Genomic DNA, 19318 nt, shown 5'->3' on the forward strand with positions numbered 1-19318 from the left:
AAATTCCAAAAATTCCAAAAATTCCAAAAATTCCAAAAATTCCAAAAATTCCAAATCTTTGGCAAAATTTCACCTATAACGAAGCTAGCAAAATCATACTTTAAACTAGCTTTTGTTACAATCGCAAGTTTTTAAATCCAAGGACAATTATGAAAAAGCTTATATTTTTTATCGCCACCCTGCTTTGCTCTTTGAGCCTTTACTCCGCAGATACCAACCCGAATATGCCGCTTAAGCTCGATCCTAGCGTAGTATACGGCGAGCTGGCAAATGGCGTGAAATTTTATATCCTCAAAAACGATGTGCCGAAAAATAGCGCGCTTTTTTACCTCAACGTAGCCGCAGGTAGTGTTGATGAAAATGATGACGAACAGGGTCTTGCGCATTTCGTCGAGCATATGGCGTTCAACGGCAGCGAACATTTTGATAAAAATGAACTAGTCCACACTCTGCAGCGCCTAGGGGTGAAATTCGGCGCCGATCTCAATGCACAGACTGGCTTTGAAAACACCACCTACAACATCCAAGCCCAAGTGAGCGACGAGACGCTAAAGGATATATTTTTGGTACTGCGAGATTATGCAGGCGGCGTAAAATTTGACGAGAACGAAACACAAAAGGAAAAAGGCGTCATCTTAGAGGAAGCAAAAAAAGGCTTTGAGAGGCGATTTTATGAAAAGCGTGCCACATATTTATACCCTAATTCCATATTTTCCAGACGCTTTCCGATCGGACAAAATGAAATCATCAAAGGCGCCACCAGCGAGCAACTAAAAAAATTCTACGCGCGCAACTACCTTCCTAGCGCCGTTAGCATCATAGTCGTGGGCGACGTAAACGTTGAGCAGATTAAAAACCTAATCAAGCAAAATTTTAGCTCTCTTTCCGCGCACGGCGAAAAAATCCCGCGCGATCTTAGCCTACGCCCATTTGAAGGCGGGCTAGCAAGCACCGTAGAGCCCGAGCTCGGCGCCAATGTCGCTAGCGTGCTTTACGCAGGCAAATATGAGCCGCTAAGAAGCTACGGTGCGCTTAAAAATGAGTGGCTGCAAGCCTACGTATCGAGGCTGATGGAGCTTGGATACGACGCGATGAATGTAAATGCCAAAATTCCGCTTAAAGCCTATTTCGGCTCGGACGATCTGTTTAAAAACCGCAGACTATACAGCATAAGCGCGAATATTTTTAATTTCGACGTCAACGCCACATTAAGTAGTCTTTTTAGCGCGATCAAAGGGGTGCGCGAACACGGATTTAACAATGACGATTTTGATAGCGTTAAGGCGGAATTTAAACATCAAGTGCAAGCCGATCTACTTAAAAACGATACGCAAAGTGCGCAAATAGGAGCATTACTTGATTTCGTACAAAACGGCAATGTAAAGCTTAGTAAGCAAGACGAGCACGATCTAAGCCTCAAGGCCTTAGAAGAAATAACGCTAGCAGATGTTAATAAATTTTTCTCAAAGATAACGGATGGAGCGAGATTTACAGAGATTATCTCGGCAAAGGATTTAGGCATTAGCCAAAAAGACGCGAAGCTGCTCTACGAAAAAGCGCTGCCGTTTAATTTCGCTGCTTCGAAGCTTGCTTCCAAGCAGCTTGCGGGAGCAGATTTAAAAGAGACGGAATTTAAAACGCAAAAAGGCGCTAGCGGCACTGAAATTTTGGAGTTTAAAAACGGCGCTCGCGTAATTTTAAAACCCCTTAAAAGCGAGAAAAATAAAATCGTCCTCGCAGCCGTTAAAAAAGGTGGCTACGCGCATTTCGGCAAGGCTCGTGGCGAAATTCTAACCGCGCTGCTAAACTCAGGCACCATAGGCGAGCTAAACGAATACGAGGCGGGACGCTTGACCTCAAAATTTGATTATAAGCTAAGATTTAGGATGGATGACGCAGACTGCGGTTTTAGAGGCGCAGGAGCGGATCTGGAAGCGATGGCACACGAGCTTTACGCGAGATTTAGCGAGCCGCTAATTCATGCAAGCTCGCTTACAAAATATAAAACCGACGCGCTTTCGGCGATTGCGCTACGAGACGAGACGGCGGAATTTAAATTCGGCGAGCAAATTTTAAAATCTCTATATTCAGGAGATATAGCTCGTAAGCAGCCGCTTAGCGTAGATGACGTAAAGAGCGCAAATCTTGCCGATTTACAGCGCGATGCGGATGAAATTTTTTCAGGTGCTGGAGATTTTATCTTTGTGCTTAGCGGCGATTTTGAGCCTGCGCGCGCAAAACAAATTCTAGCCAAATATATCGGCAATCTAAAGCCCGGCACAAGCAGCGCTACGCCTAAAACTTTGATGCTAAATACTTCTAGCGGCGAGATTGTGCAAGACTACGGCGATAGTGATAAAAGCGAAGTTCGGATGATTTTTTCAAACTATGAGCTGCAAAATTTTGACTTTTCAGACACTTATAAATTTCAAGCTTTAAAAAGCGTGCTAAGCAATCGCATCGTCAAACAGATCCGCGAGGCGCGCGGACAAATTTACTCGGCGATGGTGCATAGCACCTATGTGCGTGAGCCACAAATCGCAGCGAGCTTGAACGTATCGTTTTCTACCGAGCCGAAAGATGCCCGTGCCGTTGCAGCAAGCGTGAGTGAAATTTTAAAACAGATCGAAAGCTCCGGTGCGAAAGATAGCGAGCTTTCAAATTTTAAAAAAGCGCAAATTTTATCGACCAAAAGAGCTGCGCAGACGAACGATTTTTGGCTTGCTAATATCACTGCGCACGAGCTTTACGGCTATCCGCTCTATGATGAAAAAAGTTATGCGGCAAGCATAAACGCAGTAAAAAGCGCGGATGTGCAGGAAGCGGCGCAAATGCTAAGCGATAGGCTATTTACAGCGATTTTGAATCCAAAGGAGCATTGATGTTTGCTTCATTTTTTAAAAACAAAAAATGGGCATTTTGGGCATATTCTGGAATATTTTTTCTAATTGCGATTAATTGGTATCAAACTACCTTAAATGTGAGAATAAACGAATGGTACCGCGCGTTTTATGATATGTGCCAAAACATAGATCGTCATACACTAAATGATTTCTATACGCAGATGAAAGTTTTTTTATGGATAGCGATGCCCTACGTAGTCTCTGCGATTTCAGAACGATATGCAGCTCGTATTTGGACATTTAAATGGCGGGAAGCGATGACCTTTTCTTATTTTTCATACTGGAAAAAGGTAAGTAAAGATATCGAGGGAAGCTCGCAACGTATCCAAGAAGATATCTTTCGCTTCTCAAGAACTATCGAGGAAATGGGTACGAGAGTGCTTTCGGCAGCTATGACACTGTTTGCATTCATACCTGTGCTATGGGGGCTTAGTAGCAACGTTCCTTTTGAATTTCTAAAAAAAATCCCGGGCTCACTTGTTTGGATTGCACTTGCAATCAGCATCGGTGGGCTAATAATTTCTTGGCTGGTTGGCTGGTATCTACCGAGGCTGGAATACAACAATCAAAAGGTCGAGGCGGCCTTTAGAAAAGAACTTGTTTTTGCGGAGGAGGATAAGATAAATTACGCAAGCGAGGAAAAAATTCTTTCATTATTTGATAAGATCAAATATAACTATTTTAAACTGTATCTGCATTACTGCTATTTTGATATGTGGTTCAACTCATTTTCGCAGTTTCTAATGATCGTGCCTTACTTGATAATGGGTCCTGGGTTATTTACTAAGGTAATTACGCTTGGAGTTATGGTTCAGGTAAGCAATGCTTTTAATCAGGTGCGCGGTAGTTTTAGTATTTTTATGAATAACTGGACGACGATCACGGAGCTTCGCTCAATCCATATGCGACTTAAAGAGTTTGAAAAAAATATCGATTACAAGGGCTAGATAAAATTTCGCCCGTATCTTGCGGCCCAAAATTTCACTTTCTAAATTTAAAGTGAAATCCCAGGCCGCAAGCTTTTAAAATTTCTATCCTTTTACTGCTCTCTTTTTTCGTGATGAGTAATGTTTAGCTTTATAAATTTATAGCTTCCTACGAGCAAGATCATCCAAATCGCGATGAAAACTAAAGATTTGACCATTTTTAATCCTTAAAATTTTTTATAAATGCGGCGCGTAAAAAGCGCCGCCGATATGAAATTTAACCAAGCGCAAAAGCACGCAATGCCTCGCACTAGAGCAACTCCTCGTCGCCGCACGACGTGCAAAAGCCGCGCTAGAGCGGGCGCGCCTAATAATGCTCGTTTGAAAGCCCCTCTTTATCGAGTTTTTTAGCATCCATCAGCCACCAAACGTAGCTAATATAGCCCAGCACGAAAGGCACTAGAAACGACACGTAAAACATCATCTTAAGCGTATAGAGGCTCGAGCTTGCGTTGCTTATCGAAAGCGAGCTTTGCAGGTCGAAATTTGACGGATAAAACGCCGTGTTGTTTAACCCTAGGATCAAAAATACGCTCGTTACCGCGCATACGACGCCCACGCCATAGAAAAATATTCCGCGTACGCTGCTTGTAAATGCGCCTTTGAATATCCCCGCTAGCACCAGCACTACACCCAGCAGCAGCAAGATTAGCGCCGCAGGCAGGCTTAGGTAGTTATGTAAATACTTAAAGCTCTCGAGGCTTACGACGCCGCCGGCGCCTACTGCATAGCCCTGCTTTAGCAAGATCCACGCCAAAAACGCGATGAAAAAAACCAAAAACGCGCTAGCGTTAAATTTAAGCGAAGCTTTGAGCTTAGCGATCATTTCGGGCTCGGCTATATTATTCATCAAATATAAGCTCGCTCCCGTCCTAGCGCAGAAAAATAACGCAACTCCCAAGATGTAATTAAACGGATTTACCAGCGCTTCAAGCCCGCGAGCGGGATTTTTCCACTGCACGAAATTATTATCGCCCAGCGCGAACTCGCTGCCGCTAAAAAGCGTCGAGACGATGATGCCAAGCAGGATAGTGCCCAATGAGCCGTTTATGAAAAGAAAGGCTTCATAAGTTTTAGCGCCCAAGAAATTATCGGGCTTTTTTCTGTATTCGTAAGCGACGGCTTGGATTATGAAGCAAAAAAGCAGAGCCATCCACGCCCAATACGCCCCGCCGAAGCTGGTCGCATAAAATAGCGGAAACGCCGCAAAGCACGCCCCGCCGAACATCACGAGCGTAGTAAATGTAAGCTCCCATTTCTTGCCGATGGAATTTATTATAAAATCCTTCTCGGTCTCATTTTTCGCCAGCGTAAAAAGCAGCGTCTGACCGCCCTGCACGAAGAGCATAAAAACTAAAATTCCGCCCAGGAGCGAAACCACGCACCACCAATAAATTTGAAAAATTTCGTGCATCTTAAAATCCTATCTTTATCTGTTTTAGCATGATCTTTATCTCGGCTATGAATAAAATCGTAAATAAAACCGCAAAGAGCGCAAACGAGATCATTATGTTCGTCCCCGCTAGGCTCGTAGCCGCGACGCCCACCGGCATGAGATCCTGTATAGCCCACGGCTGGCGCCCTACTTCGGCTACGATCCAGCCCGCCTCGCACGCTACGTATCCCAAAGGAATGCTAAATACGCAAAGCCATAAAATTTTCTTGTATTCGGCGAGGTTCTTTCGCATCGCTAAAAATAGCGTCACAAAAAATAGCAAGATAAAATAGCTTCCCAAAGCCACCATCACGTGAAAGCTATAAAAGGTAAGCGCCACGGGAGGGACGACCTGCTTCGCGTCGTCAAGGTAGCCGTAGCCTAAATTTTGCATATTTTGGTTGCCGAATAAAATTTCGCGCGCCTGCTGCATCGCTGCGGTATCATTGGCGTCTTTGGCGATCTTATAATCCTTCAGCGCTTGCAGGGCGATTTTGCCTTTTTCGATCTTTTTATCCGCGCCTTCGATGCCGAATTTTTCGTTTCCAAATACCAAATCATCGATGCCCGGAGTGAAATTATCAAGTCCTCTCGTAGCCATTAGTCCTAGCGCGTAAGGCGCCTTGATCTCAAATAAAAACGGCTCCTTATCGTCTCCCGCGGTTTTGCTCGGATTTAAAACTCCCGCCGCGACGATGCCCGCGTTTACTTCGCCTTTATATAGCCCCTCCATCGCCGCAAGCTTCATCGGCTGCTTTTGCGCGACCTGATAGGCGCTCTCGTCGCCGCTAAATAGCACGAAAAGCGAGCTTAACATACCGAAGCTTGCCGCTACGATGAAGCTTTTTTTAGCAATCGCGAAGTCTTTGTTTTTTAGCATATAAAACGCCGAAATTCCAAGCACGAAAAGCGCCGCGGTAATATAGCCGCCGCCGACAGTATGTAAAAATTTAGCCACTCCGAAGTGAGATAGCGCGATATCTAAAAAATTGCTCATCTCGTTGCGCATCGTATCTGGATTAAAACTCGTACCCACCGGATTTTGCATCCAGGCATTCGCGATTAGTATCCAATACGCGCTTAAATTTGATCCGATCGCCACGAGCCAGGTCGAGAGAAGATGAAATTTCTTGCTCACGCGGTCCCAGCCGAAGAACATTACCGCAAAGAAGGTGGCCTCCAAGAAAAACGCGAGCAAGCCCTCGATCGCAAGCGGCGCGCCGAAGATGTCGCCCACGAACCAGCTATAATTCGCCCAGTTGGTGCCGAACTCAAACTCCATTATGATGCCGGTCGCGACGCCGATGGCAAAATTTATACCGAAAAGGCGCAGCCAAAATTTAGTGATCTTGAGCCACTCCTGTTTGCCGGTCGCGACATATAGACTCTCCATAAATGCCACGATAAAGCTAAGCCCCAGCGTTAGGGGCACGAAAAGAAAGTGATAAAGCGCCGTGAGCGCAAACTGCGCCCTCGACCAATCCACGCTAGCAAGCTCTTGCATTCCTACTCCTTAGTCAAATTTTTATAGATGAAATCGATTTTTTCTTGATCGGTTTTAAATTTAGAATCTAAATTTTCGTCGAAAATGAAAAATTTAAGTAGCACAAAAATTATAAATAGCTTGATCAAAATCACCGCCCATAGCGTTTTGCCAAGCTTCATCGAAGCAAATCCGTGCGCATAAAATTTTAAAATTTTGCCGAAAAACATCAAATTTTAACCTTTAGCAATTATTAGTTTATATTTTTTATTGTATAACAATTAATTAAAATTTAGCTTTAAATTTTGAAAAATTCACGCTGATTTTATCCTATTTCGGAAAAAATTCCAAACTCTATCGCGGTGCGCCGTAGCGCGCGTTTTCAAAAAAATCGTGCGGTATCGCCGCTTTTTAGATTAAAATTTCACTTCGCTCCGGGCGGCGCGAAAGATAAAGCTAGCGGATTATCTCGTTTAACGCGGTAAATTTAAAGCAGGACAAAATTTTAATCGTTTGAGCAATATAGAATTTAGCGTCGTATTCAACTCTAAATTTAGCGAAGATTTGCGGCATAACTCATAAGTTTAACTATCTCTTGGAGATCAAATTTGCCGCTGAAAAAGAGATTGAAAGCAAGCGCGCCCTGATTTATCAGCATCTCCTTGCCGTCTTTTACGGGCAGATTTTTTGTGCGCGCGGCTTGTAAAAACGGAGTCTGTTTGCCGTAGATCGCATCAAAGGCGAATTTTGCGCGGGATAAAATTTCATCTATTACCCCCTCGGGCGCTGGTAGCGCGTCATCTTTGAGACCTGCGCCAGTGGCATTGACGATCAGATCGTAATCTTTAAATTTGAAATTTTCATAGGTAAAAAATTCCTCGCAGCCGAAGTCAAAATCTTTTGCGCTGCGGTTTAGAATGTCGAATTTCACGCCGTTTTTGCTTAGCGCGTAGCCGATCGCCCGCGTCGTGCCGCCCGCGCCTAAAATAAGCGCGTTGCGAATCTCGCCAAAATCCAAGATCGCGCAGAAAAACCCCTGGGCGTCGGTGTTAAAGCCGTGCAGCGCACTGCCTTTTAGCACCAGCGTATTTACCGAGCCGATCCTTTGCGCCGCCTCGCTTAGGACATCGCAGGCTTTGAGCGCGTCAAGCTTAAAAGGCACGGTCGCGTTCGCGCCCGTAAGCCTTAAAGCTTCAAATTTAGCTCGCAGTTCCTCGCCGCGCTGCAGCAAAACCCGCCCGTAGTAGGCGTCCAGCTCCAAAAATTTTATAGCGTAATTATGAAGTAGCGGCGAGAGTGAGTGGGCGATCGGGTTGCCGAAAACCGCAAATCTGTCCACTATTTCACTCGGTAGATATACGCGCCGCTGTTGATTGAGCGCATATCGCTAAGCGCCTTTTGTAGCGCCTCACCCTCGAAAGGTCCGACTAAAATTTTAGTCACGCTCTTGCTTCCGACGTGAGTTTGCAGCGCAATTGGGCTGTAGCCTTTTTTGGTGATTTTTTTGGTATCAGACCCATTTGGATCGTAGGCATTGGATGCGAAAACCTGCACATAACTGCCGTTTGCCACGCTAGTGCTGGTGCTCTTTGCTGCAACGCCAGCCTTTACGTTCTCGCTTTTAGACTCTGGTTTGCTAGCTTCTTTTTTAGACTCAGGTTTTGCTGGCTCTTTCTTGGTCTCAGCTTTCGCATGTTCCTTTTTAGCTTCCGTTTTTGAAGGCTCTTTTTTAACTTCTGCTTTTGCTTGTTTTTCAGGTTCTTTTTTAGGCTCTACTTTTTGCTCGACTTTTCTAATTTCGGTTTTAGAAGGTTCTTTTTTGATCTCGTCTTTTGCAGACTCTTTTTTAGGCTCGGACTTTTTTACGTCCGTTTTTTCAGACTTTTTAGCTTCGTCTTTAGGCTCAATCTTTTTACTTTCTATTTTAACTTCGGATTTTTTTAGCTCTTCTTTGATTTCGGGCTTTTGGATTTCTACTTTCTGTGCTTCAGGCTGAGCGCTTGCAACAACCTTACTTTCGGAATTAGGCTCCTGGGTTTTTATCTCTACTTTGGTTGGAGCTGCAGATGCTGTATTGGGTTCTGATTTCACCTCTACAGGCTCAGGCTGCGAAGGCTCAGGTTTTTGAACTTGTACGGCAGGCTTTTGCTCCGCTTTGGCAAGCTCTTCTTCACTAGGCATAGTAAGACCTGCGTTAGTATCAATATCGTCTTTATTAATAGCCTTCATTATGATTAAAATGATTAAGAATAAAACTACGACGCTGGCTGCGACGGTAAGACCCTTTTTCAAATTCGTGTTCTTATCGACATTGCCGCTATTGATCACTATGTCGTCTATGCTGCTCATATCGAAATTTTTGTCGTTCATACTCTCTCCTAAGATTATTATTTACTTTGTAAATTCTACCACGCAAAATTTACGAAATAAATAATTCGGGTAAGCTTACCCGAATTTATTAAATTTAATACATCGCGCGGTCGTAGATGATAAAGCGATGCGCCAAATCCCGCACTTCCTCTTTAACCTGCGCCTGAAGCTTGGAATTTGAGATGTCGCTTAGTACGTCGGCGATTTTATTTCCGATAAACTCAAATTCTTTCTCCTTCATGCCGCGCGCGGTAAGTGCGGGGCTGCCGACGCGAATGCCGCTAGTGACGAACGGGCTGCGCGTCTCGCCCGGCACGGTATTTTTATTCGTCGTAATACCTGCGTTTTCAAGCGCGGCGCTAGCGTCCTTGCCGCTAAAATCTCTATTTAAAAAGCTCATCAAAATCAGATGGTTATCGGTGCCGCCGCTAACGAGATCAAAGCCGCGCTTAACCAGCGTCTCGCCCAAAACTCTAACGTTTGCTTTGACCTGCTTAGCATAGAGCTTCCACTCGGGGCTTAGATTGTGTTTAAAGCCGACCGCCTTAGCAGCGATGACGTGCATTAGCGGGCCGCCCTGGATGCCAGGGAAGATCGCCGAGTTGATCTTTTTAGCAAATTCCTCGTCGTTGGTCATTATAATGCCGCCGCGCGGACCGCGAAGCGTCTTGTGCGTGGTCGAGCTTACGACGTGGCAGTGCGGGAACGGATTAGCGTGTTCGCCCGCGACGACGAGCCCTGCGACATGCGCTACGTCGGCGAAAAGAAACGCGCCCACGCTATCTGCGATCTGTCTAAATTTAGCAAAATCTATCTCGCGCGTATAGGCGCTCGCACCGCAAACGATCATCTTCGGCTTTACGATCTGAGCGATCTCAAGCACCTTATCGTAGTTTATGCGGCCGTCGAGCTCCACGCCGTATTCGAAGCTCTCATACATCTTTCCGCTGCTTGAAACCTTTGCGCCGTGCGTCAAATGCCCGCCGTGGCTGAGCGCCATGCCCAAAATTTTCTCGCCCGGTTTCAAAAACGCGGCGTAAACGCCTTGATTGGCTTGACTGCCGCTGTTTGGCTGGACGTTTGCAAACTCACAGCCGAAGAGCTTTTTGCAGCGATCGATCGCGATCTGCTCAATCTCATCTACGAACTCGCAGCCGCCGTAGTAGCGCTTGCCGGGATAGCCCTCGGCGTATTTGTTCGTTAGCACCGAGCCCATCGCCTCCATTACCTCGGGATAGGTAAAATTTTCGCTCGCGATCATCTCTAAATAATCGCACTGGCGGGCAAGCTCTTTGTTGGTTAGACTAAAAATTTCATTATCGAATTTTTCTAAATTTGACATTACTGCTCCTTTTCAGAATTTAGCGGCCTCATCGCGGGGAACAAAATCACATCGCGGATCGATTTTTTATTCAGCAAAATCATCGCCAAGCGGTCGATTCCAAGCCCCCAGCCGGTAGTCGGCGGCATCGCGTAGCTAAGCGCGCGGACGTAATCCTCGTCCATCTCGTGAGCTTCGTCGTCGCCAGCGTTTTTAGCGTCGATTTGAGCCTTAAATCTGGCGTATTGATCGAGCGGATCGTTCAGCTCGTTAAAGGCGTTGGCTAGCTCCTTGCCTGCGATGTAGAGCTCAAATCTCTCGGCTATCTGCGGATTTTCGTCGCTTCTGCGCGAAAGCGGGCTGATCGAGATCGGAAAATCCACGATGAAGGTCGGATTTATGAGCTTAGCTTCTACGTAATTATCAAAAAGTTCGCTCTGCAGGTGGCCTAGATCGAGCTTTTCATTGACTTCAAATTTATCGGCTTTGAGTTTGGCGATGATCTTTTCGCGATCATTTACGATACGTGGCTCGATGCCGCCTATCTGAGTAAGCGCGTCGAGATACTTTATGCGCGCAAAAGGCTTTGAAAAATCGATCTCGCGCTCATCGTAGGTTAAAATTTCGCCCAGCCCAAGCCTCTTAAATAGTGCTTTAAATAGCTCCTCGGTTAGGTTCATCGCGTCGTTATAATCATGCCACGCCCAGTAGAATTCTATGCTTGTAAATTCCGGATTGTGCGTCAGATCCATACCCTCGTTGCGGAAGTTTCGGTTGATCTCAAAGACCGCCTCCATGCCGCCTACGACGAGGCGCTTGAGATACAGCTCCGGCGCGATACGTAGGTAGCGATCGACATCGAGAGCATTGTGGTGCGTGATGAAAGGCTTAGCATTCGCGCCGCCCGCGATTGGGTGCATCATCGGCGTTTCGACCTCTAAAAATCCATGCTTTTCAAAAAAGCTGCGGATCTCGCTAACGATGATCGAGCGCTTGATGAAATCCGCGCGGATCTCGGGGTTCATTATCATATCGAGGTATCTTTGGCGGTAGCGCATCTCGATGTCGGTTAGTCCGTGAAATTTCTCCGGAAGCGGCGAGATTGCTTTGGACGCAAGCGTTATTTTGCCAGCATGGATCGAAAACTCGCCCGTTTGGGTGACGAAGGCGTATCCGCACACCAAAATTATATCGCCCACTTCGAGATTTTTCTTAAATTTAGCGTAATCCTCCTCGCCGATGCTGTCGCGCGAGTAATAAATTTGAATATTGCCGCTTTGATCTTCTATGTTTGCAAAGGTGGATTTGCCCGCGACGCGCTTTAGCTTTAGCCTCCCGGCGAGGCTTACCTCCTCGCTCGCTTTTTTATCCTCGGTATCTTTTATGAAGCCGAATTTTTCTTTGAACTCGGCTATGCTCATATCTTTTTTTAGAAAGTGCGGATAGGGATTAGCCCCCAAATTCCGAAGTTCCGACGCCTTGTCTATCCTTTGGATTTCTAACTGGCTATCAAACAATCTACTTCCTTTTTGCCGCGCATTCAGGGCAAATTCCATACAGCTGCATCATGTGCCCCGTAAGCGTAAAACCGTGCTCTTTGGCGACGGCAAGCTGTTTTCGCTCAATAGTGGCGTCTTGAAATTCTATGATCTTATTGCAGCTTTTGCAGATTAAATGGTCGTGGTGAGGCTTGTTCGCAAGCTCAAATTTCTTACCCTGCGCGCCGAATGAGATCGACGTAGCCATCCCCGAATCCTCAAGCAAATTTAAGGTGCGATACACCGTCGCTATGCCTACGTTTAGTTCGGGGAATTTCGCTTTGATCTCGTTGTGAAGCGCCTCAGGTGTAAAGTGTTTGTTATTGTTATAAAGCGTGCGGAGCAAAACCTCGCGCTGCTTGGTATATTTTAGACCGCTAGCGGCAAGTGCCTTTTTAAACTCAACAATTAGAGCGTCAAACTCTAAATTTTCGATTTTTGCATTCATAATTTTGTCCTTTCTGTAGAATTTACTTCTGAACTGGCGTTAAAATCGCTAGGTTCAGTGCTTTGATTTTGATCCGAGTTCATACGAGCAGTAGAATTTTGATCTTTTAAGAGTTTATCATCCATCTTAGAACCGATAGAATCCAAGCTTTGCTTGATCTTCGGATCGTCTTTGAGATTTAAAATCCAGTTTCCGATTTTTAAGAAAATCGGCGCAGTTTTACTGCTTTCAAAATACTTTTTGGTCTGTTCATTCATCGACATAGGACCGCTTGCAAGTGTAACAATAACGGCAAAAATCAAGAAAATTTTACTTACGCTAAACACGAAACCGCCGATCTTATCGACAAATCCGAGTCCACTCCATTTAAAGAATTTTGAAATGATTTCGCCTATAATTAGACACGAGATCCATACGCCAAAAAGCACAGCGATAAAGCCGATGAGAACCTGCGTCGTGTCGCCCGAAAGCACGCCGTTTGCATTCTGCAAAGCTGGAATTTTTGCTGCAATCCACTCGCCTGCCATAGTTTTATAACGCATCGCGGCAAAAAGACCGCCGATGAGACCCAAAATTCCAAAAATTTCTTTTACAATGCCATTAGTGATGCCGCGCAATCCGAAGAGCACTACGAGTACCAAACAGCCGACGTCGAACCAATTAATACCTTCCATCAAGCACCCACCACGCCTATTAACTCTTGCAGGTTAGTCGAGTACCTAAACGCCGTATCTTTTGAAATTTGATTTGCACGGATCGCTTTAACCATCGCTTGAGTTTGAGTTATCATACCGGTAGATTGCTGATTTAGCTGCATTTGAGAGTAAATTTGATGCACCTTGTTTTCGCGGATTAGATTCGCTACGGCATTGTTATTTAGCAAAATTTCATGGATCGCGATACGTCCGCCGCCAAGCTTTGGCAAAAGCGATTGCGAAATGACCGCGGTAAGTGACACGGAGAGCATATTTCGCACTTGGAGCTGCTCGCCGCCATCAAAGCTATCTATAATACGGTTGATCGTCTGCATCGCGGAGTTGGTGTGTAGGGTACCAAATACCAAGTGACCGGTTTCAGCCGCGGTAATAGCAATCGAGATAGTCTCTCTATCACGCATCTCGCCCACAAGGATAATGTCCGGGTCCTCACGCAAGGCAAATTTTAACGCATTAGCGTAGGAATGGGTATCGGTGCCAATATTTCTGTGAGAGAAAAGCGCTTTTTTATTGGTATGGACGAACTCGACCGGATCTTCAACGGTGATGATGTGCTTGCGCTCTTTTTCGTTGATCTCGTTTAGCATCGCGGCAAGAGTAGTTGATTTACCGCTACCCGTAGGTCCGGTAACCAAAATCATGCCTTTTTCGTGCTTAACTACCTCTTTAAAAATCGTAGGGGCTTTTAAATCGTCCAGGCTAGGAATATCGATAGGAATAATACGAAATGCGGCAGCCAAATCGCCGTTCATAGTGTAGTAGTAGTTGCCACGGAAGCGTCCTATATTAGGAAGCTCGATCGCAAAGTCGAGCTCTTTATTTTCCTCGAGCGCACTTTTTTGAGCATCGGTAATGAGCGCGTAGCAAATATACTCTATATCCGTGCCCTTAAGCGGATCCATGGCAAGCGGGCGCAATGTTCCGTCGATACGTATTTGAGGCGCCGAGCGCGAAACTAAGTGAAGGTCGCTCGCTTTGTTAAAAACGACGGTTTTTAGTAGGGTTTCGATATCTACTAAATTTCTTTGAACTTCTTCCATAAAATTCCTTTCAATCTATGATTTTCGGTACTACGAAGTAGCCGCCTTCGGACTGCGGAGCATGCTTTAAGACGCTTTCTGCGACGTCGCTTTTGCGTGGAATATCTTTGCGAAACGGAGTACCACCTTTTAGCGTAGTGATAGCCGCCTCGCCGCTTTGTAAATCCAGTTCATTTAGAATTTCTACAAAATCTACAATATTATTTAATTGACCTTTAAATTCTTCTCGCTTAGCATCTGGAATTTTAAGAGCAGATAGCCTTTCCAGCTTACTTAGCAAGGCGTCATCTATTATCATAACTTTCCTTTTTCTGATAAATGCGACATTATATCATAAAAATTCTTTATCTTAGGCGGTATTTAAAATTTTTTATGCTACAATTACGCCGATTTTCTCAAACAAAGGACTGAATTTTGGCTTTAAAAGACGACATCGAAGGCGTGAAAAAAGAGATTGGCACAGAAGAGCAGTTTCTAGAAAGCGTCATAAAAAGTGAAATTTTCGTAAAAAAATACAAAAAGCCGCTGATATTTTTGGCTGCGGTTTTGATCGTAGCATTTATCGGATATTACGCAAATGAATTTCTAAGCGATCGCCGCATAGCAAGTGCTAATGCGATCTATGACGAACTGCTTAACAAGCGCGACGACACTAAGCTAGCCGAGCTTAAGCAAAAAGATATAAATCTATACGCTCTTTATATTTTGCAAAACGGCTCTGCAGACGAGCGAGCGGCGCTAGAAAATACCCAAGGCATCGATGTTATGCTAAAAGAGATAATAAATCTACAAAACGGCAAACAAGGCGGAGTGCTACTCGCCGATTACGATTCTTTGCTCAAAGGCTACGACCTACTAAAAGAGGGCAAAATCGAGCAAGCTCACGCAGAGCTAGATAAAATTCCACTCAACTCACCCGTTCGTCAAATCGCACTTGCTTTGAAACACTATGGAGGCAATAAATAATGAAAAAAACACTAATATTTACGCTTTTACTATCGTTTTTATTTTTAGGCTGCTCGACGAAGCGCCAGTATTTTGACCCCAGCGACGAAAACATCACAGGCGATATGAAATTTAACGGTTCACTGCCGTCGGAAATCGTAGCGGTTAGTAAAGATGGCGCTACGCTAAAAAACGGCGAAGTCATCTCTAAAAACGGATTGGTGAAAAATTTCAAAGTCCTAAAAAGTGAGAAATTTTTAGGCGAATATGACGGAAATTTCGTCGTAACCGATATCAATGGCACGCTTAAAGTAGTTAGTGGCACAGGCGCCGTAAAATTTGAAAAAGCCCTCGGCAGACAAGCGCTCAGTGCAAATATACGCGGCGATGATTTGGCTTTAGTAATGAGTGATGACTCGATCATGCTTATCAAGCTAAGCTCTGGCGCAGTGGTACTCGATCATAAAGTAGGCGATGCATTCGCAATCGATTCGCGCGTAGCGTCACCGCTATTTATCAACCAACTTATCGCTTATCCTGCGCTAGACGGACTAGTCAGCATCGCAGAAAACGTAGGTGGGCGCTCGGCACGCGATTTTGTCGTGAGTAACCAGCCGTTTTTTAACAACATTATCGCCTTGGAAAACAAGGGCGATAACCTTTATGCTGTGACCGCCACTAGGCTAATGCTGGTAAGTCCTGCGGGCAATAAAAACCATAACGTAGACATCAAAGACGTGATTTTTAGCGGCGATAGAATTTATCTTTTCTTAAAAGACGGCAGAGTTGAGCTACTGGATCGCGGGCTAAATTTGATCAAATCGCGCAAATTCACATTCGCACAATTTAGTGGCGCGCTGCTTAGCGGCGGCTATTTGTATATCATCGAGCGCAACGGCTACGTCATTCGCGTGGACGAAAATTTAGAGGGACAAGCGATCTACGAGCTAAATGGCGAGTTCGATGATAAGTCCTTTATCGCGGGTAGCTCGTTTTACTACGACGATAAAATTTTAAATTTTGATGCTAGATAAAATTTCAAAACTCTGCGTTCGCGAAGGCCTTTTGCTTCAAAAATTCCAAACGCTAGATATTGCTAGCTTCACGCACTCGCGATCATACGGCGCGTATTTCGGCGTGGATCTAAAAAGCTACAACGTCCTTTTATTTATGCGCGACGCAAAATCTCGCTTTGTAATGCGCGACGCGGAATTTCTGCTCTCACTCGCAAGCGACATTAGCGCAAGCCTAGGCAAGGTCGTAAAAAAGCGCGTGCTGTTTTACAACTCGCAGATGTGCTCTAAAAGCGCGAAATTTTTAAAAGAAAACGGATTTAGCCTCTATGCTTTTGTGTGACGTAGGAAATTCCAGGGTTAAATTTTATAAAGGCGGCGTAACGCAAAGTATGCCCGTAGCGGAGTTTATGCGGTACGAGCCGAAGGAGCGAATTTTTTTCATTAGCGTCAATGATAGCGTGAAAAAAAAGCTGAAAAACCCTCTGTTTGTCGATCTGGCGCCGCACTTTGAGCTAAAAACCGCCTACCGCGGGCTTGGGATCGACCGCATAGCGGCGTGCTCGGCGGTGACGACGGGCGTCGTCGTCGATGCGGGCAGCGCAATCACCGTGGATTTGATGTTTAAAAGCTCGCACCTAGGCGGATTTATAATGCCTGGTATCGGCACGCTTTTAAAGTCGTTCGCGAGCATCGCACCCGTGCTAGACGTCACGCTTTCAACCAATATCGATCTGGACCCGCTACCGCAAAAGACCGTAAACGCCGTAAACTACGGGATTTTAAAGCCGATAGTGCTTGCGATCGAAAATATCGCGGGAAATAATAAAATTTACTTCACTGGCGGCGACGGAGCCTATCTGATGCGGTATTTTCGCAACTCGATCTACGAAAAGGATCTGATCTTTAAATCGATGGTGAGCTTAATCGCAAAAAAGGGGCTAGCATGATAACCATAGCGCTTCCCAAAGGCCGCATAGCCGACGATACGCTTAAAATTTTCAAAACCATCTTCGGGCTTGATTTTGCTTTCGAGGATCGCAAACTCATAATGCAAGAGGGCGATTTTAAATTCCTCTACGTCCGCAACCAAGATATCCCTACTTACGTTATGGGAGGTGCGGCGGATATCGGCGTAGTGGGACTTGACGTGCTTGAGGAGCATCGCCCGGACGTGCTTACGCTGCTTGATCTTAAAATCGGAAAATGCCGCGTCTGCGTGGGCGTACATGCGGGCACTCAGCTAAACTACGGCGCTCCGAGCCTTAAGATCGCTACGAAAATGCCCAACATCACTCGCGAATACTTCGCCTCCAAGGCCGTCGCCGTAAATATCATCAAACTCTACGGCTCGATCGAGCTAGCCCCGCTCATAGGGCTTGCCGACGCTATCGTCGATGTCGTGGAGACCGGCGCTACGATGAAGCAAAACGGGCTGCAGCCCGCAGAAACCGTAATGCAAAGCTCCGCGCACCTCATCGCCAACAAAAACAGCTTCGTGTTAAAACGCGATGAAATTTTAAACCTGCGAGATAAACTAGCTCGCATTCTTTGAGTTTAACTGATGAGTTGGTAAATTAATTGTCTGATTTGCTAAAAAGTAGTGAGATAACTAAGAATTTACAAAAAATCATAGACGATGACCTCGACAGTCCAAACGATACTTTCCCTGGATATGACTCCGGCTTCAACCAAAACTTCACCCATTGTGATTGATTTAAACGGTGACGGTGTAAAAACAATATCAAGAAAAAACGGTAAAACATACTTCGACCTAGATAATAACGAATTCGCAGAAAATACCTCTTGGATAGATAAAAATGACGGGATTTTAATCAACAAAACCTTAATCGCAAATAGCATAACAAGCGGAAGCGAACTATTTGGAAATCATACTTTACTAAGAGATGGAAGCTTGGCTAATAACGGCTTTGAGGCCCTAAAAGAATTTGCAAATTTAAATTTACTTGTTGCTTGAATTTAAAAGCAATAGCGAGTTTAAATTTGTAAATTCATAAAATTCAGTATCAAACGATACTGACCGAGATTGAATTTGCTAGGAAATTTTATAAAAAGGATAAAATTTGGAAAAACTAAAAGAAAATTCGGAAAATAATCAAAATTTAGATAAAAATACGAATTTGGAAAATCAAAACGAACCAAAACTACTTTATAGACTTGATAAAAGAAATCCGTTTTATATGGTTTTTGATTTAATTGTTTATTTGTTGATAGCTTGGATACCGATAATATTTGCTATATCAAATTTTGTTTTTGATATTGGCATATTTAGTCTGATTTTAAATACGTTTTGTGCCTATATTTCGTTTATAGTTTTACAAATTTTATATTCGATAATCTTTTTTGATTATTTTGAAATTTATGAAGATAAAATGGTTTATAAGGATATTTTTGGTTTTAAAATTATATTACATGCGAAACAAATTGATAGATTTTTTTCGTATGGATATTGTGGAGTTACAGAATTAATGGCCATTTTTAGAAAAAGAAGATTTAAAATTTCCCCAACAATATTAATTCTTAGTTTAACTTCTGAACAAGAAAACGAAATAAGAAAAAACTTAGCATATTTAAATATAAAAAATTTTAATAAAAAGGATAAAAAATGAGTAATTCAAGTAGAATTGGCAAGGCAACAAACGAGTTGGATAAAGCATAAGAAAGACTGGCGCTATCGCTTAATGCTCGCTTGCCTGCCGCACAGTGCTTGCGACCGGCGCAGCGCACTTCCGTAAATCATTATTGTTCGCCTTGCCGCTGTCGTTTAAAAACTGCCGTTGCAGATAGAATTTTTTGGCAGCAACCGCACCGCTTAATTTAGAAATCCTGCGAATTTGATTTATCAAGAAACGGAATATTTTGCCAAGCCGCACAGCGTAAAATTTTAAAATTCTATCGCTATAAATTTTAAAATTTAGCCCTAAATTTACAGCTCGCAAAATTTCAAAGCACAAACCTCCGCGGCGCAGAGTTTAAAATTCCAAAACCCCGCTCTGTATTTCGTGCGGTAAAATTTTACGCTACGCGCAGAGCTCTGCCAAAGTAAAACTTCGCAAAATTTTAGCTTTAATTTAAAAGCGCGCATACCATCTGCTGTAC

Annotated in this window: 20 protein-coding genes; 9 read left to right on the forward strand and 11 right to left on the reverse strand. The window is 44.3% G+C overall.

Features of this window, described 5'->3' with window-relative positions; genetic code table 11:
* Positions 1–149: 149 nt before the first annotated feature.
* Positions 150–2882 (forward strand): pitrilysin family protein, encoded by a 2733-nt coding sequence (locus tag Q0135_RS04870; RefSeq protein WP_297988746.1) that lies wholly within the window; start codon positions 150–152, stop codon positions 2880–2882.
* Positions 2882–3850: a putative transporter gene (locus Q0135_RS04875; RefSeq protein ID WP_297988748.1), complete on the forward strand. Its 969-nt coding sequence runs from the start codon at positions 2882–2884 to the stop codon at positions 3848–3850. Before Q0135_RS04870 ends, Q0135_RS04875 begins: the two co-directional genes overlap by 1 nt.
* Positions 3851–4196: 346 nt before the next feature.
* On the opposite strand, the gene Q0135_RS04880 is transcribed toward Q0135_RS04875, so the two are convergent.
* The 11 genes from Q0135_RS04880 to gatC form a co-directional block, all read right to left on the reverse strand.
* On the reverse strand, positions 4197–5303 hold the full coding sequence (locus tag Q0135_RS04880) for a cytochrome d ubiquinol oxidase subunit II (protein ID WP_297988751.1): 1107 nt from the start codon (positions 5301–5303) through the stop codon (positions 4197–4199).
* A 1-nt stretch (position 5304) separates the two neighbouring features.
* Positions 5305–6828, reverse strand: a complete 1524-nt coding sequence (locus tag Q0135_RS04885; protein WP_297988754.1) for a cytochrome ubiquinol oxidase subunit I — start codon at positions 6826–6828, stop codon at positions 5305–5307.
* Positions 6829–6830: 2 nt separating this feature from the next.
* Positions 6831–7037 (reverse strand): DUF4492 domain-containing protein, encoded by a 207-nt coding sequence (locus Q0135_RS04890; RefSeq protein WP_005871229.1) that lies wholly within the window; start codon positions 7035–7037, stop codon positions 6831–6833.
* Between the two features lie 323 nt (positions 7038–7360).
* Positions 7361–8146 carry a shikimate dehydrogenase gene (locus Q0135_RS04895; protein WP_297988757.1) on the reverse strand — a complete coding sequence of 262 codons (786 nt, stop codon included), beginning with the start codon at positions 8144–8146 and terminating at the stop codon, positions 7361–7363.
* Positions 8146–9177, reverse strand: coding sequence for a hypothetical protein (locus tag Q0135_RS04900; protein WP_297988760.1), 1032 nt, complete (start codon positions 9175–9177; stop codon positions 8146–8148). Before Q0135_RS04900 ends, Q0135_RS04895 begins: the two co-directional genes overlap by 1 nt.
* Before the next feature lie 94 nt (positions 9178–9271).
* Entirely contained in the window at positions 9272–10519 is a 1248-nt protein-coding gene (locus tag Q0135_RS04905; protein WP_297988762.1) for a serine hydroxymethyltransferase, read from the reverse strand.
* Positions 10519–12015 (reverse strand): lysine--tRNA ligase, encoded by a 1497-nt coding sequence (lysS, locus tag Q0135_RS04910; RefSeq protein WP_297988764.1) that lies wholly within the window; start codon positions 12013–12015, stop codon positions 10519–10521. Before lysS ends, Q0135_RS04905 begins: the two co-directional genes overlap by 1 nt.
* 1 nt (position 12016) lies before the next feature.
* Positions 12017–12484 (reverse strand): Fur family transcriptional regulator, encoded by a 468-nt coding sequence (locus Q0135_RS04915; protein WP_005871221.1) that lies wholly within the window; start codon positions 12482–12484, stop codon positions 12017–12019.
* Positions 12481–13158 (reverse strand): CvpA family protein, encoded by a 678-nt coding sequence (locus tag Q0135_RS04920; protein WP_100067315.1) that lies wholly within the window; start codon positions 13156–13158, stop codon positions 12481–12483. The genes Q0135_RS04915 and Q0135_RS04920 overlap by 4 nt, the downstream gene beginning before the upstream one ends.
* Complete coding sequence (locus Q0135_RS04925) at positions 13158–14240, reverse strand: type IV pilus twitching motility protein PilT (RefSeq protein ID WP_005871218.1); 1083 nt, start codon at positions 14238–14240, stop codon at positions 13158–13160. Before Q0135_RS04925 ends, Q0135_RS04920 begins: the two co-directional genes overlap by 1 nt.
* Before the next feature lie 10 nt (positions 14241–14250).
* Positions 14251–14538: an Asp-tRNA(Asn)/Glu-tRNA(Gln) amidotransferase subunit GatC gene (gene gatC, locus Q0135_RS04930; protein WP_291939991.1), complete on the reverse strand. Its 288-nt coding sequence runs from the start codon at positions 14536–14538 to the stop codon at positions 14251–14253.
* Between the two features lie 116 nt (positions 14539–14654).
* Here gatC and Q0135_RS04935 point away from each other — a divergent pair, with 116 nt between their 5' ends.
* From Q0135_RS04935 to Q0135_RS04965, 7 genes are all read left to right on the forward strand, one after another.
* The gene (locus tag Q0135_RS04935) at positions 14655–15206 is read left to right on the forward strand and encodes a hypothetical protein (RefSeq protein WP_297963491.1); all 552 of its coding nucleotides are present in this window, start codon (positions 14655–14657) and stop codon (positions 15204–15206) included.
* Complete coding sequence (locus Q0135_RS04940) at positions 15206–16219, forward strand: L-seryl-tRNA selenium transferase (RefSeq protein WP_297988766.1); 1014 nt, start codon at positions 15206–15208, stop codon at positions 16217–16219. The genes Q0135_RS04935 and Q0135_RS04940 overlap by 1 nt, the downstream gene beginning before the upstream one ends.
* The gene (locus Q0135_RS04945; protein WP_297988768.1) at positions 16206–16541 is read left to right on the forward strand and encodes a hypothetical protein; all 336 of its coding nucleotides are present in this window, start codon (positions 16206–16208) and stop codon (positions 16539–16541) included. Before Q0135_RS04940 ends, Q0135_RS04945 begins: the two co-directional genes overlap by 14 nt.
* The gene (locus tag Q0135_RS04950) at positions 16528–17148 is read left to right on the forward strand and encodes a type III pantothenate kinase (RefSeq protein ID WP_297988771.1); all 621 of its coding nucleotides are present in this window, start codon (positions 16528–16530) and stop codon (positions 17146–17148) included. Before Q0135_RS04945 ends, Q0135_RS04950 begins: the two co-directional genes overlap by 14 nt.
* Positions 17145–17753 carry an ATP phosphoribosyltransferase gene (hisG, locus tag Q0135_RS04955; RefSeq protein WP_297988773.1) on the forward strand — a complete coding sequence of 203 codons (609 nt, stop codon included), beginning with the start codon at positions 17145–17147 and terminating at the stop codon, positions 17751–17753. Before Q0135_RS04950 ends, hisG begins: the two co-directional genes overlap by 4 nt.
* 84 nt (positions 17754–17837) lie before the next feature.
* Positions 17838–18176, forward strand: coding sequence for a hypothetical protein (locus tag Q0135_RS04960; RefSeq protein WP_297988777.1), 339 nt, complete (start codon positions 17838–17840; stop codon positions 18174–18176).
* A gap of 106 nt (positions 18177–18282) precedes the next feature.
* Positions 18283–18828 (forward strand): hypothetical protein, encoded by a 546-nt coding sequence (locus tag Q0135_RS04965; protein WP_297988778.1) that lies wholly within the window; start codon positions 18283–18285, stop codon positions 18826–18828.
* Positions 18829–19318 lie beyond the last annotated feature (490 nt).

Source organism: uncultured Campylobacter sp. (assembly GCF_937981295.1).
Lineage (GTDB): Bacteria > Campylobacterota > Campylobacteria > Campylobacterales > Campylobacteraceae > Campylobacter_B.

What these genes read in the sequence shown, in the direction of transcription:
- Q0135_RS04890 (WP_005871229.1), bottom strand. Translation starts at nt 7,037, where the DNA reads ATGTTTTTCGGCAAAATTTTAAAATTTTATGCGCACGGATTTGCTTCG.
- Q0135_RS04915 (WP_005871221.1), bottom strand. Translation starts at nt 12,484, where the DNA reads ATGAATGCAAAAATCGAAAATTTAGAGTTTGACGCTCTAATTGTTGAG.
- Q0135_RS04880 (WP_297988751.1), bottom strand. Translation starts at nt 5,303, where the DNA reads ATGCACGAAATTTTTCAAATTTATTGGTGGTGCGTGGTTTCGCTCCTG.
- Q0135_RS04960 (WP_297988777.1), top strand. Translation starts at nt 17,838, where the DNA reads ATGACCTCGACAGTCCAAACGATACTTTCCCTGGATATGACTCCGGCT.
- Q0135_RS04885 (WP_297988754.1), bottom strand. Translation starts at nt 6,828, where the DNA reads ATGCAAGAGCTTGCTAGCGTGGATTGGTCGAGGGCGCAGTTTGCGCTC.
- Q0135_RS04875 (WP_297988748.1), top strand. Translation starts at nt 2,882, where the DNA reads ATGTTTGCTTCATTTTTTAAAAACAAAAAATGGGCATTTTGGGCATAT.
- hisG (WP_297988773.1), top strand. Translation starts at nt 17,145, where the DNA reads ATGATAACCATAGCGCTTCCCAAAGGCCGCATAGCCGACGATACGCTT.
- Q0135_RS04950 (WP_297988771.1), top strand. Translation starts at nt 16,528, where the DNA reads ATGCTTTTGTGTGACGTAGGAAATTCCAGGGTTAAATTTTATAAAGGC.
- Q0135_RS04905 (WP_297988762.1), bottom strand. Translation starts at nt 10,519, where the DNA reads ATGTCAAATTTAGAAAAATTCGATAATGAAATTTTTAGTCTAACCAAC.
- Q0135_RS04920 (WP_100067315.1), bottom strand. Translation starts at nt 13,158, where the DNA reads ATGGAAGGTATTAATTGGTTCGACGTCGGCTGTTTGGTACTCGTAGTG.
- Q0135_RS04870 (WP_297988746.1), top strand. Translation starts at nt 150, where the DNA reads ATGAAAAAGCTTATATTTTTTATCGCCACCCTGCTTTGCTCTTTGAGC.
- Q0135_RS04900 (WP_297988760.1), bottom strand. Translation starts at nt 9,177, where the DNA reads ATGAACGACAAAAATTTCGATATGAGCAGCATAGACGACATAGTGATC.
- gatC (WP_291939991.1), bottom strand. Translation starts at nt 14,538, where the DNA reads ATGATAATAGATGACGCCTTGCTAAGTAAGCTGGAAAGGCTATCTGCT.
- Q0135_RS04940 (WP_297988766.1), top strand. Translation starts at nt 15,206, where the DNA reads ATGAAAAAAACACTAATATTTACGCTTTTACTATCGTTTTTATTTTTA.
- Q0135_RS04925 (WP_005871218.1), bottom strand. Translation starts at nt 14,240, where the DNA reads ATGGAAGAAGTTCAAAGAAATTTAGTAGATATCGAAACCCTACTAAAA.